Raw genomic sequence first — 13,810 nt, 5'->3', positions numbered from 1 at the left:
TATTTACTGATGGTCATGTCCCTTGTGTTCGATTGGTTTTTCCTGAAGTTGCTCTCTAGCGATCGGGACCACTCGATCCGCACACTTTAGCATCGACGTCCCAAAATATGGATTTTTGACCTCAGTATCGCGCTGCAACCAGATCGCTCCCCGCCCCTGAAAGGCCATCGGACAATGCAGTTCATACAGGGGCGGCTGGCGGGCAAGATCAAAAGTCTTCACCAGCACCAGGATTTCCTGGGAAAGCAATGCGAAGGACTTGCGCAGCGACTTCAGGTCCTTTGCCAGCTTAAACTGATCGGCAATCCCGGCGAGATTGGCAGCTTCCTGATTCCAGTATCTCAGAGCATCTCCCTGCAAAGCGGAACTCTGAATCGAACCGAGTATCTGCTTCAACTTCGAACCAGCCCCAAGTGCTTTCTGTTCCTGATCGGATGCCAGAAAATCTGAGAGGGTAAAATAAAAGCTCAGTAACGGTGCTAATTCAGTCTGAAATTCAGCAGGTACTTCAATGTCCTTAGCGCTGTTTTCGTGATTTGTATGATTCATTCCAAACTGGGCACGCACACGTTGTATATGCCGTTTCAGTTTGGCATAGACCTGATCTGCCTCTTCCAGCGATAGAACATCGCCGCCTTCAACCGCGTCATTTGACAGCAACATGGAAAATTCCCCCCACAGCATAGCGGCATGTCCCGTCAGTAGTTTGGTATCTGTCTGCTGCAGGGCCTGTCCCAGTTGCTCGAATGCCGCACGCACTTGAGTCAGTTCCGATTTTTCAATGGCCGCAGTAACGGCATCGGAGGCTTGAAGTACTCTGCTGAGTTGTTGCTGAAACTGGGGTGGCAGAGACATTGTCTGTGACTGCGACTGTTTCTGTTCCATCTTTTTGTTGCTGGAACTGCTGCCGCCGTGGTGATGTCCTCCTCCACCGCCGCCTTCGGGTGTCATCATGGACGGTTTAGCAGAGATCTGCAGAGCACTATCCAACTGGAAGTTGCCATTCGTGACGACAAGTTCACCTTCTCTCAAACCATTCCTGACAATGTAATAATTTCCAGCACGCGGGCCCAGAACGATTTCCCGCCCTTCATAGGTCGGCTTGCTGGCTGTAGGAACTTCGACATAAACAATCGCTCTTGTCCCCGTAACCAGAGCTGCTGATACAGGAATCACCAATGGTTTGTCTTTTTTTTCCTCTGGTGTGATAACGTCTCCCAGCGTCTCAGCGCGAACCAGTGGCATTCCACAGATATCACAGACCCCGGGATGATCCTTAATAATTTCCGGATGCATGGGACTGATCCATTTCCCCATCAGTTCTTCATCGAGGACACGGCCTCCCGTTGCCACCTGTGATTCCACCACGGCGCTGACAAACATTTCCGGTTTCAGCTTGCCATCTTTATTTGGCACATTCACTCTGACTTTGACCGTGCGTGTTGACTCATTCAGGACAGGATCAATGAAGGCAATCCGCCCCGTGAATGTCTCCCCCGGATAGGCTTCGGTTTTGAATTTCACTTTTTGTCCATAATGCAGCCAGATCAGGTCAGATTCGTAGGCATCTAACTTGACCCAAACCAGATTGAGATCGGCTACAGTATAAATTCGATCCCCGGTGCGGACGCGGTCCCCTTCTTCTTTCAGTTTTTTAATCACGATGCCGCCGATCGGTGAGTAAATCGTGAGATGTTCTGAGGGAGTGCCCCGCTTTTCTATTTCCTGAATCTGCTCTGCAGTCAGTCCCAGCAGTCTGAGCTTTTCACGGGCAGATGCAACGAGATCGATCGGTTGCACCAGCCTGGTCGTTTTCGCAGGACCTTCTTTTTTGTATTTCAGTGCCTGAATCAACTCTTCCTGGGCAGCATACAACTCTTCACTGTAGATATAGACCAGATGTTCGCCTTTTTTAACCTCGACGCCGGTAAAATCGACGTACAGTCGATCCAGACGTCCTGAAACCCAGGCCGTGATATGTGCCAGCTTTGTTTCGTCGTACTCGACTTTCCCCACCATGCGAATCTTTGCTGTGACTTCACGCCGCTCCACAGGCGTGGTTTCAATTCGCAGCAGATTACGGGCAGTCTCACTGATCTGAATCGTACGCATTCCCTCCGGCGTCGGCCCCACAGGAACCAGTTCCATACCACAAATCGGGCATTTGCCAGGTGCGTTTCGGCGAATCTGGGGATGCATGGAGCAGGTCCAGATCTGCGGTGCTTTTGCATGCCCTGCATGCGCGGTTTCCTTCGGAGGTTGATCCGACTCCGAAGAGGGGGCCTTCATTGACCAGGCAATACTGAAGCCGATCAATATCAAAAAGGCCGTTTGCAAAACCCAGATTTTCCCGGCATTTCGTTTGTAGAAGTGACGTAACCGGTCAGATTGAAAAGGTGATTTCATTTTCGGCCTCTATCGGAAATCGTAACTTTCCTGAAAACTCAATTCGTGGCTGTCGGCTGATGTCTATTCGACCAGGTCACGAATCGATCCACTTCATCCAAATCTCTAACACCAATCAATGTGATGTAATGAGAACCCCGTTTCCAGCTGGCAGCAATCTGCTGATCGAATTCCACCAGACAACACTTTCTGTCCTTACAGGCAATACAAACATTGGGCCGATCTCCGAACCATTCGCTGGTCTCTTCCTTATCGTGCTCAAAAATTGCCAGCGTGCTACCATCGTTTCTTTTACAAACGGCTTGCACGCAGGTACAACAGGGCATCTTAAACAGATGGGCGGATTCAAGTCTATAATCTGCAGGCAACCCTTTGCTAATGAATGGCTTATAACCAGTTTTCTCTCGAATCTGCCCCTCCTGTAAGGGCTGATTTTGATACTTCGCCAGCAGGAATTGCTGGGCGGCACTGGGATCTTGGGTAAATAGATCGAGATATTGTCCAAACTCAGCGGTAAACTGTTGATGGTTATGTTGATGCTCCTGGACTTCTCGCCCTGACTGAAAGAACCACCAGCCAGTACCGACGGCTACCAGAAAAACTGCCGCTAAAGTCAACCACACCCATTTGAAGAAATTGCGACGTCCAGTCGCGTGATGATTGTCATTTCCTCTTTGATCCATGGTGGGCGAATCATGCAGATGTTGCTGTATTTGATTCCAGATCTGATCAGAGGGGGCTGGGGCATCGAGGGATTCCGTCAACTGTGTCAGCTTTGCAAATACATCCAGTTCTGCTTTGCACTCAGCGCACGTTTCAATATGCGCCGCGACCGCGGATGACCGGGCTTCATCCAGTTCGCCATCATAATAAGCGGAAAGTAATTCCTGGACTTCGGGACAATTCATGTTATGGCTCCCACCCCAGATCAGTCAGGTGCTGTTTCAACTCCCGCCGAGCACGATTCATTCGCGAGCCTACAGTTCCTTCTGCGATATTCTTTACCTCAGCAATTTCACGATATGTCAGTTTTTCCACTTCATGCAGTATGAAAACGGAAAGCACCTCCGGATCCAGTCGAGACAGAGCCTCTTCCAGGAGTTCTTTCATTTCTCTGCGATTCTGCTCTGGCTGATTCTGACTCATGGGTTCTTGTGTAAATGACAGGTGCGACCGGCGGCGTTTTTTCCGCAGGTGCTGAAGAGCCTCATTGATTGCCAGTCGATAAAACCAGGTTTCAAATTTCGATTGGCCCGCATATTGATCGATCTTACGAAATGCCTGCAGAAATATCTGCTGAGTTAAATCAGCAGCATCCTGCAAGCCAACCATCCGAACCATCACGTGATAAATCCGGGCATGGCATAACCCGTAAAGACGCTCTTGCGCATGACTCTCGCCTGCCTGGCACCCTTCGATGGTTTCGGCATCGACCAGAGCCTGCAAAGCAGCGTTTTGTCGGGTTGTTGCTCGTTTAGATGACACGGTTGCAGGATTTCTTCACAGAAACTCAATAATAATTCGTTTTTTTTCAGTAAAGCTACAGAATAGAGAATGTGACGGTAAAAATACAGTAGTTGGAAAACGAGTCCATGGCAGCAGAATATCCAGAGTCATAATGGAACAAGCCCGCTGGTGCAATCCCCTCAACCTGAGTGTTGGTGCAAGACCTTTAGAACATCAGCAGTATGATATAATTCTTATTTTTCGTGAAGAATTCGATGATTCAGGCATCTAAATGAAGAGAAGAGCTTATCAGGTTTGCTCATTGCTTCCTGAAACGGGTGATTCAAAAAAACAGCAATAACGGTCTCCTGTCACTCTCGTTCAGGTTCGAGTTGCAGCACCCTGCTCCGCCCCCCCCATGCGGGAGCTTCAGTGTCGGGCAGTTGCATTTGTCCTTGCGAAAAACCGATCAGTTAGACTTCTGATGAAGCAGAGAGATGCCTGGCTGAAAATCATGGCCCACTCGATTTCACTGAATGCGTCGTATTTCAATATTCAGCGGATGGTGCAGCAGTACGTGCTCAAGGTCTATTACGACTGACAACGGTTTTGAGCCCGCTTTGAATATTAACAGCCTTTCACTGGAAACCAGGGATGAGGCAGCCAGATTGAACAGCTCGCTTCAGTGGCCCAGAAAACGAGTTGATTAAAAGGATGAATAATGCTGCGAAACACCGTTCAGAATATCTGCCAGCACTGCGGGACTCTGGTTGAGAGTGAAACACCTGCCGATCAGTTGCACCAGGGACCGGAATGGGAACGATTTGAAGGTACCCCTGCCCCCCTGGGGGTCAGCTGGTTAAATACGGAACAGGCTTATAATTTTGCCATTGATGCCGTGAATGCGTCCAGGGTGACTTTATTGCTCTTTCGAGAACAGGAATTGGAGACTCCAGCCTGTTGCCTGGAACTCGATCCGCTCAAAAACAAATCGGGCTCCGTGTGGCATTGCCGCGTACCGCTCACGGAGGCCGATGGAGCCGTATATTATGCCTACAAAATCGATGGCCCCGCCGAGCATGCGACCGGCAACTGGCATGTGTACGATCCCGCTAAAATTCTGGTCGATCCGTACGCGCGCAGCATATTCTTTCCCACAATAACACCGGATCGAGATCACTCAGAAATCCCTCATCCTCCTCTGGGTCGTCTGGACATCTGCCGGTGCCCGTTTGACTGGAAAGACGAACTTCGCGTGTGCCACGGTACTGATCTGATCATCTACGAGATGCACGTACGTGGATTCACACAACATCCGAGTTCAGGAATCGACGATGACAAACGAGGCACATTTGCCGGTGTCGTTGAAAAGATCCCTTATCTCAAAGAACTGGGTGTCACAGCGGTCGAATTGATGCCCGTCTTTCAATTTGACCCGTTTGACGAAAACTACTGGGGCTACATGCCCCTGAATTTTTTCGCTCCTCATAATCAATATTCAACGAACCTGTCTTCGTGTGAGCAGCATAGCCAGTTTCGGGAAATGGTCCGCGAACTGCATAGTGCCGGGATCGAGGTGATTCTGGATGTGGTTTATAACCATACAGGAGAGGGAGACCAGCGGGGCCCGACATACTGTTATCGTGGAATCGACAATGCCACCTACTATGTTCCGTCTGGCGATCCGAGTGCCCCCTATGCCAACTTCAGTGGCACAGGAAACACACTCAACACTTCTGCTCCGACTGTCCGCCGCCTCATCCTGGACAGCTTACGCTACTGGGCCAAAGAGATGCATGTGGACGGGTTTCGGTTCGACCTGGCTTCCGTCTTTTCTCGCGGCGGAGATGGGGCTGTGAATCTCAACCAGCCACCTTTATTTAATCAGATTGCCGCCGATCCGGATCTGGCTCATGTCCGTCTAATTGCAGAGCCGTGGGACGCCTCGGGCCTGTACCAGCTAGGCAAGTCTTTTCCCGGTCGTACCTGGATGCAGTGGAACGGCCAGTTTCGGGACACGCTGCAACAGTTTGTCAGGGGCGATCGGGGGCTGATTTCCCAACTGATGACGCGTCTGTATGGCAGTAACGATCTCTTTCCGGATGACACCTATCATGCATTTCGCCCGTTCCAGAGTGTCAACTTTATCACATCGCATGACGGTTTTACGATGTATGACCTCACAGCATACAACAGGAAGCACAATACAGCGAATGGCTTAGATAATCTGGATGGCCCGGACGATTTCAGCTGGAACTGTGGCTGGGAAGGAAATGACCAGTTGCCGCAGGAAGTCGCTGATTTACGCAAACGACAGGTGAAAAACTTCTGCTGTCTGCTGATGCTGTCAAATGGCAGCCCCATGTTCCGCATGGGAGATGAGTTTATGCAGACTCAGGGAGGAAACAACAACCCTTTCAACCAGGACAACGAAACCAGCTGGCTCGACTGGGACCGGCTGACGCAACATGAAGAAGTCTTCCGCTTTTTCAAAAAAATGATCGCGTTTCGCAAATCTCATGGAATGCTGGGGAGTTCGACTTTCTGGCGGGAGAAGATTCAGTGGTACGGGGCAGAACAACCGGAGGTCGATCTGTCCGCCGATTCTCAATGCCTGGCATATCACCTGCACGATCCTTCGCCAGAAACCCGCGACCTTTACGTGATGATCAATGGCTCGACAAGGCCCGTACAGTTCTCAATCCATGCACAAGCAGATAAGACATGGAAACGGGTTGTCGATACTTCCCTGCCCAGTCCCATGGATTTATTAGTGCCTGATATTCAAATCCCGCTGACTCATAATCACTACAGGGTCAATCAGCGCAGCATTGTCGTTTTGGCACAATCGAGAGGTGATACTTGAAATACGGCCCTCCCTGACAATGGATCATTCTACCTGATGACTGAAGTCCCTGAAATAAAATGAGTTCAGGCATCAGTAGACCAGTCGGGCGAACCTCTCTTGACCTGATCTCTGATTAAAAAGATACTCCCTCAGCTTTCCCAAAGCTCTTGATTTCAGAGACTTGCAACACATCTTGAGGCGAAGACGATTTCCCGCGAGTTCGTCTCCAGATCAATTCGGTTTCTGTCCGATTAATACAGATAGAAACCTCTTCGCTGAGATTAAGACAGAAGGGGGAGAAAGATTTCAGTCATGTGGATGTCAAAAACAATCACAACTCGAATCATGGTTTGCCTGGCTGCTTTGACAGTTCCACTGCAAGGTCTGCCTGCCGCATCCTGTCACTGCTGCCCTGGTCAGTCTCAAACTGACACTGAGTGCTGTTCCGAGCAGGGATCATCGACAGACAGTCAGACGACTCGGTGCTGTTGCACGGGGGCCGCTGTCTGCCATTGCAGTGACGATGCTGAGCTCCCATCGATATCGGCTCCGACTCTCGAATCACGGCCCTCTGACATTACCTGTTCCAGCGAAATTCAGGCTGTCGAATCTGGCACCTGCTCTTGTGGTACCGACTGTCATTGTGGTTCTCATCACCAACCTGTCAGCCCTCTTGCTCCTGCTCCCGTCGAAAATAGTCCTGCAGAAAAGCTGGTCGATTTCCCGGAAGTCGTTTTCGTGGTGACGATCGACAATCTGTCACAAACAGCAGGAAAAACGCACTTTAATGCTGCACCACAGGCAGCCCTCGACCGCTGCGTATCTCTTTGTCGTTTCACGCTATAAAGCTGCTCAGACAGCATCTTTACGCGCTGCAGAGTCTGCTGATTTCCCGATATATTGACCGTGTTCAGATTTCTGATTCTGACCACATCCCTCAGGAAATCGGGTCTCCTTCTTCAGCAGACTGGCAGCAGGTGAGAAACACCCCATCAGCGTGAACAGAATTCAGACTTGACTGTTGTAAGTCTGGGCCTTAAAACAAATGAGACTTTCCTTTTTGACCGGTGTAGCAATGTTTCAGACGTTAACACAATCTTTGATCTCCTGGATGCTCGTGGCAGCCACCCTCCTCGGGGGAGTTGTGCCATTCGCACAGGCCGGTCATCGTTGTTCAACTGAAGCCTGCTGCTGCTCGCCTTCGATGGATACAGATCAGAGCTGCTGTTCTGAAACTTCCCATCAACTGCGGTGCCGATGTTCGGTCGAACAGGAGCTGCCTGTTACCCCCGATGAAAACCGCTCTTCCCAGGAACGCGAAGTATCCCGGCTGGCAGCCACTCAGGTGATCACCTATGTCGTCTGCACACAGCAGTTGCAGTCAGGCATGGCGTTCGACACACCTCAATCCTCATTTCAGCCCACGCTTCACCAGCAGGAAGTCCTCTGTAGCTGGTTGATCTGATCTCACCTCTGCTGTCTCAGTGCGCGCTGTTTTCCCTGTTTGATGGATGTTTTGAGACATCCCGGGTTTTGACTCCCACTTCGTGTCTCATTTCCTGATTCAAGTAAAACAGCCAGACCCTATTTTCCCTGAAAATAACCGTTGTCTGACACGATTCCGTAGAGGTTGTTATGAATAATTTGAATCAAAGTGAGATCTGCGCCCGGGATGAGGCGTCTTCACAGAAAAAACAGAATGTCCGCCGCTGGTGGATTCGACTGCTGGTGCAGCCGTTCCTGTTTCTGCTGTGCGGGGCTGTACTGATCGCCGGTCTGGGCGTGGCGCAGCGCATGGGCTTCATCACAGCCGGCGGAGGTGGGCACAGTCATGAATCGCCCCTCAGCAAAGTCGTGAAATATATCTGCCCGATGATGTGCACGCCCCCTCAGACCGAGCCGGGACGGTGCCCGGTCTGTGCCATGGAACTGGTGCCGGCCACCTCGGATGGATCGAAATCAGATCCTAATGCGGTCCGTATCGATCCGGCGGCCCGCAGGATTGCCAACATTCAGACCACCTCGGTCGAATCGATGCCCCTGAGCCACACGATCCAGGCCGTGGGCGAATTAAGCTATGACGAAGGGAACCTCAAGACCCTGTCTGCATATGTGGACGGTCGCATCGAACGGCTCTATGCCGATTTTACGGGTGTCGAAGTCAAACAGGGAGACCGACTGGCTTATCTTTACTCCCCCCTGCTTTATTCGAGTCAGGTCGAACTGCTGCTGGCCAAAAAGGCCTTAGAGAACAGTCGCTCTGCCACACTGAAACGGGTGATCCAGACCAACGAAAACCTCTATCAGAGTTCGAAACAGAGATTAGTCGAACTGGGTATGACGCTGCCCCAGATCGAAGAAATCGAAAAAACGGGCAAGGCCAACAGCCGGATGCATTTATGTGCCCCCATCAGTGGGACGGTCATCAAAAAGCCTGCGGTAGAAGGACAGTATGTCAAGGAGGGACAGGTCATCTATCAGTTGGCTGATCTTTCTCAATTATGGTTGATGCTCGAACTGTTCCCGGAAGATGCCGCCACGATTCGCTATGGACAGAAAGTTGAAGCGACCGTTCAGTCGCAGCCCGATCAGACCTTTACCGGCCGTGTGGCCTTTATCGATCCTCACGTTGATCCCCAGACACGCACGGTCGGCGTACGAATCGTAATGCCTAACCCGGAGGGAGCGCTGCGTGTGGGAGATTACGCCCGTGCGACCATCTCCGTTCCTGCGGGAAGTAAGGGAAAATCCGGAGGCGTTTATGATCCCGAACTGGCAGACTGCTGGATCTGCCCCCGGCACCCGCACGTCATCGCCAAAGAACCGGGCAAGTGTCCTGTCACCGGGCAAGCCCTGGTTCCCACCTCACAATACGGTTATGTCTCACAGTCAATCGCGGAAAGTGAAGCACTCACGGTACCTCGCGATGCCGTCCTGATGGCGGGACAGCATAGTGTGCTCTATGTCGAAACCGAACCGGGACGCTTTGAAATACGTAATGTGGTTCTGGGACCGACCTGCGGCGACCAGATCGTGATCCTGAAAGGAGTCAAGCAGGGAGAGCAGGTCGCGACCCGCGGCAACTTCCTGATCGATTCACAGATGCAGCTGGCAGGCAATCCGTCGCTCATCGATCCGACCCGTGCGGAACCTCTGCCGGATCAGGAAAAATCAGAAACGATTCTGGCGGCTCTTTCGAAGCTCCCTCCTGCGGATCGCAGTCGGGCAGAACAGCAACGGATCTGTCCTGTCACGATGATGTCTCTGGGATCGATGGGGGCCCCTGCCAAAGTCGACCTCAATGGAGAAATGGTTTTCATCTGCTGTGAAGGCTGTCGGGAAAGTCTGCTGGAACACCCGAAGCAGTACCTGGAAAAACTCAAAACGGCTGACAGTTCGGGCCAACAGGATCAAGACTTGCCCGCCATGGAACTGCCGTCAATTGAATCCCCTCTGATGATTGAGCCGGATGACAGCCTGCCCCCGCTGGACGTGCCGCTAGAGATGGAGCCTGAACCGCTTCCACAGGCCCCCAGACTGCCCCTGACGGCTACCGGAGCGAAACAGGAGGTCCGTCAATGATCCGCAGTATCCTCGATTTCTGTCTTCGTCAGCGACTCCTGATCGTCCTGCTGTCGGTCGGCCTGATCGGCTGGGGCTGGTATTCGGCACAGAAAGTTCCCATTGATGCCATCCCCAATGTGGGCGAGAACCAGGTGATCGTGCTGGCCGAGTGGACGGGACGCTCTCCCAAGGATGTGGAAGACCAGATTACCTATCCGCTCTCGATCGCGCTGCAGGCAGTGCCGGGCTCCCGCAGTGTCCGCGGCAAAAGCATGTTTGGCTTCAGTTTCGTGCAGGTCACGTTTGACGATGACGTCGACTTCTACTGGGCCCGCTCCCGCGTGGTCGAACAGCTCACGACCGTCACAGGCTCGCTGCCGGAAGGCGTGGTCCCGACACTCGCCCCCGATGCCACTGCCCTGGGCCAGATCTATTACTATGTGCTCGAACCGCCGGCCGGCATGGACCTGGCGGAACTGCGCTCAAAGCAGGACTTCTTCATCAAGTACGCTCTGCAGTCCGTGGATGGTGTTGCCGAGGTCGCCTCGATCGGCGGCTACGTCAAACAGTACCAGGTCGAAGTCGACCCCGACGAGCTACGCTATCATAACATTCCGCTCAGCCAGGTGATTGACTCGGTGAAAGCCGCCAATATCGATGTTGGTGCCAAGACCGTCGAGACCAGCGGGATGGAATTCATCGTCCGCGGCAAAGGATTCATCGGAGCGGACAAGACGGAACAGGAAACCATCGAGCAGATCAACAATACGGTGATTACCACCAGCAAAGGGGTACCGATCCGCGTCAGCGATGTGGCTCAGGTCCAGACCGGTCCCGCTTTCCGTCGTGGTGCCCTTGATCTGAATGGACAGGAGGCGGTCGGGGGTGTGGTCGTGATGCGTTATGGCGAAAATCCCCGTAAAGTGATCGAACGCGTGCAGGCCAAAATCGCTTCGCTGGAATCGGAACTGGGCGGCATCAAAATCCAGGGAATCTATGACCGGAGCCTGCTGATCGATGAGACCGTCTCCACCCTCACCGAAGCCCTGATACAGGAAACCATCATCACCGTTGCGGTCATGGTGCTGTTCCTGTTACACATCCGCGCCAGTATCATCATTGCCATCACACTCCCCATGGCAGTGTTGATGTCGTTTATCGCCATGAAGACATTCGGCGTCGATGCCAACATCATGTCCCTGGCGGGCATCGCGATTGCCATCGGCACCATGGTCGACATGGGAATTATCATTCTGGAGAACATCTATGGCAGCCTGGCCGAATGGGAGGCCAGTGGTACTCCGGGCGGCCCACAACAGCGTCTGACGGTCATTCGCGATTCGGCAGCCGAAGTGATCCCCGCCGTGATTACTGCCGTCAGTACGACGATTATCAGCTTTCTCCCGGTCTTTTTCCTGACCGGCCGGGATCACAGGCTGTTCACGCCGCTGGCCTGGACCAAGTCCTTCGCTCTGATCTCCAGTCTGATCGTTGCTGTCGTCATCCTGCCGATGCTCTGTCGAATCTTTCTCCGCAGTACGCAGCTCTCCCGCTGGGGGCAACTGGCCAGCGGCGCTGCAGTGGGTTGTCTCACGGCTGCGCTCTGCTGGTTTGTCTGGGGAGATTATATCGCCGAGGGATCGCTGCTCACCCTGGCTGCAGCCACGCTGTTTGCTGCGGTCGCCGGCTTCCTGCTGGGCTGGTGGGTCACCAGCGAGAAGATCCGCTCCATGGAAGAGAATCCCGCCAGTCGTTTCGTGCGGTTTCTGTATGCGGGTCGGTTAAAAATGGCATTAAAGCACAAACTGCTGATGCTCTCCTTTCCCGCCATGATTGTCGTGCTGGGGGCCGGTGCCTGGGTTGGCTTGCCGACCGTGTTAAAGCCCGTCGAGAAAGTAGTCTCACTGCTCGGTGCGGATCTGAATCAGGTTCCCGGCTACGTGGATGCCAAGCACGTCTTCACCGGACTGAAATCGGACGACTGGATCGCCCTGGACGAAGGCAGCTGGTTCTATATGCCCAGTCTCTACCCAGCTGCCAGCTTCTCCCAGGCAATGGAGATCCTGCAGGCCCAGGATACGCTGATCAAAGGGATTCCGGAAGTCGAACACGTACTGGGAAAAATTGGCCGTGTGGAGTCCGCGCTCGACCCTGCCCCCGCGGCCATGGTCGAAACCTACGTGATGCTCAAACCCCGCGACAAATGGCGGGAGGGGATGACGGCCCGCAAGATCTGGGACGAAATCAACAGCGTAGCGACGCTGCCGGGAGTCACGCCTGCATCACCCCTGCAACCCATCGAAGGCCGCGTAGTGATGCTGCAGAGCGGGATTAAGGCCTCAATGGCGATCCGGGTCTACGGCGATGACCTGGAAGGCCTGTCCAAAGCCTCGCTGGCAGTGGCAGAACGCCTCAAGCAGAACCGCTATGTAAATGCGGGCACCGTCAATCCTGATATCGTGATGGGCAAACCCTATTATGAGTTCGAAGTCGACCGGGAAGAAGCCGCCCGCTACGGCATGACCACGATGATGGTCAACCAGATCGTCTCAGCCGGTCTGGGGGGCCTCGATGTGACCACGACCGTGGAAGGCCGCGAACGCTATCCCATTCAGGTCCGTTTCGAACGCAGCGTCCGTAAGGACCTGAAAGACCTGCGGAAGGTCTCCGTGGTCACTCACGGCGGAGACATTGTCCCCCTGGAACGGCTGGCAGACGTCACCACCACCTGGGGTCCGGGGGCGATCAACAGTGAAGATGCCCGGCTTGTCGCCCATGTTGCATTTTCTCCGTCCGGCGCATCCGGCGACCTGGAGACCGTGGAGCAGGTCATGACCGATCTGCGAACAGCCCGGGAAGATGGCTCCCTGACCTTTCCCAGGGGGAATTTTGAACTGCAGGCCGTGGGGTCTTTCCAGAATCAGATCGAAGCCAACCAGCGGCTGATGTGGATCATTCCCACGGTGCTGCTGGTGAATCTGCTGATTATCTATCTCGGTTTCCAGGATTTTGCCATCTCGGCGATTGTCTTCTCCGGGATTCCCGTCGCGTTTGCCGGCGGGATGATCGCGGTCGCCTGGATGGGCGTGGATATGAATACCGCGGTATGGGTCGGCTTTATCGCCCTGTTCGGCATCGCAGTCGACGATGGCGTGGTGATGGCCACCTACATCCAGCAGACGCTGAAACGCCAACCAGTCAAGGACATCGCCGATTTACGCGAGGCGATCTACACGGCCGGGCTGAAACGCATTCGCCCCTGTGTGATGACCACCCTGACCACGATCTTCGCCTTGTTGCCGGTACTGATGTCACACGGTCGCGGAGCCGACGTGGCCCGGGCCATGGCACTTCCCGTTCTGGGAGGCATGCTGGTCGAACCCTTTACCACCTTCATTGTCCCCGCCATTTATTGTGCATACCTGGAATTCAAAATGAATGCGGGCCTGTCAAGTCAGGCCCTGAACCACGAACTACCTCAAACTGGATCTCAGAATTCGAAATTCGATCCAGCCTTAAGCGGTCCCGCCTCCTGAGCGGGATCAG

General features: G+C 53.3%; 7 protein-coding genes. 4 read left to right on the top strand and 3 right to left on the bottom strand.

Going from position 1 to position 13,810, the window contains the following annotated elements:
* Positions 1-3: 3 nt before the first annotated feature.
* The 3 genes from RID21_RS19945 to RID21_RS19935 are packed head-to-tail and all read right to left on the bottom strand — an operon-like array spanning position 4 to position 3,891.
* A complete protein-coding gene (locus RID21_RS19945) occupies positions 4-2,406 on the bottom strand; it encodes a heavy metal-binding domain-containing protein (protein WP_145441714.1) in 2,403 nt (800 codons plus the stop codon).
* Between the two features lie 38 nt (positions 2,407-2,444).
* A complete protein-coding gene (locus tag RID21_RS19940; RefSeq protein WP_145441716.1) occupies positions 2,445-3,314 on the bottom strand; it encodes an anti-sigma factor family protein in 870 nt (289 codons plus the stop codon).
* A gap of 1 nt (position 3,315) precedes the next feature.
* Entirely contained in the window at positions 3,316-3,891 is a 576-nt protein-coding gene (locus RID21_RS19935; RefSeq protein WP_197993585.1) for an RNA polymerase sigma factor, read from the bottom strand.
* A 682-nt stretch (positions 3,892-4,573) separates the two neighbouring features.
* Between RID21_RS19935 and RID21_RS19930 the strand changes: the two genes are divergently transcribed.
* From RID21_RS19930 to RID21_RS19915, 4 genes are all read left to right on the top strand, one after another.
* Positions 4,574-6,718 (top strand): glycogen debranching protein, encoded by a 2,145-nt coding sequence (locus tag RID21_RS19930; protein ID WP_145441718.1) that lies wholly within the window; start codon positions 4,574-4,576, stop codon positions 6,716-6,718.
* A gap of 1,057 nt (positions 6,719-7,775) precedes the next feature.
* Positions 7,776-8,165 (top strand): hypothetical protein, encoded by a 390-nt coding sequence (locus RID21_RS19925; RefSeq protein ID WP_350191892.1) that lies wholly within the window; start codon positions 7,776-7,778, stop codon positions 8,163-8,165.
* A gap of 170 nt (positions 8,166-8,335) precedes the next feature.
* Positions 8,336-10,282, top strand: a complete 1,947-nt coding sequence (locus tag RID21_RS19920; protein ID WP_350191890.1) for an efflux RND transporter periplasmic adaptor subunit — start codon at positions 8,336-8,338, stop codon at positions 10,280-10,282.
* A complete protein-coding gene (locus tag RID21_RS19915) occupies positions 10,279-13,800 on the top strand; it encodes an efflux RND transporter permease subunit (protein ID WP_350191888.1) in 3,522 nt (1,173 codons plus the stop codon). The genes RID21_RS19920 and RID21_RS19915 overlap by 4 nt, the downstream gene beginning before the upstream one ends.
* The last annotated feature ends 10 nt before the right edge of the window (positions 13,801-13,810 follow it).

The sequence above is a fragment of the Gimesia sp. genome, from assembly GCF_040219335.1.
In the GTDB taxonomy this organism is placed as follows: Bacteria; Planctomycetota; Planctomycetia; order Planctomycetales; family Planctomycetaceae; genus Gimesia.
This window is presented reverse-complemented; position numbering and strand designations above follow the sequence as displayed.

Bases quoted from the DNA above. Each gene is read 5' to 3' on its own strand.
- RID21_RS19945 (WP_145441714.1), bottom strand. From the start codon at position 2,406: ATGAAATCACCTTTTCAATCTGACCGGTTACGTCACTTCTACAAACGA.
- RID21_RS19940 (WP_145441716.1), bottom strand. From the start codon at position 3,314: ATGAATTGTCCCGAAGTCCAGGAATTACTTTCCGCTTATTATGATGGC.
- RID21_RS19930 (WP_145441718.1), top strand. From the start codon at position 4,574: ATGCTGCGAAACACCGTTCAGAATATCTGCCAGCACTGCGGGACTCTG.
- RID21_RS19925 (WP_350191892.1), top strand. From the start codon at position 7,776: ATGTTTCAGACGTTAACACAATCTTTGATCTCCTGGATGCTCGTGGCA.
- RID21_RS19920 (WP_350191890.1), top strand. From the start codon at position 8,336: ATGAATAATTTGAATCAAAGTGAGATCTGCGCCCGGGATGAGGCGTCT.
- RID21_RS19915 (WP_350191888.1), top strand. From the start codon at position 10,279: ATGATCCGCAGTATCCTCGATTTCTGTCTTCGTCAGCGACTCCTGATC.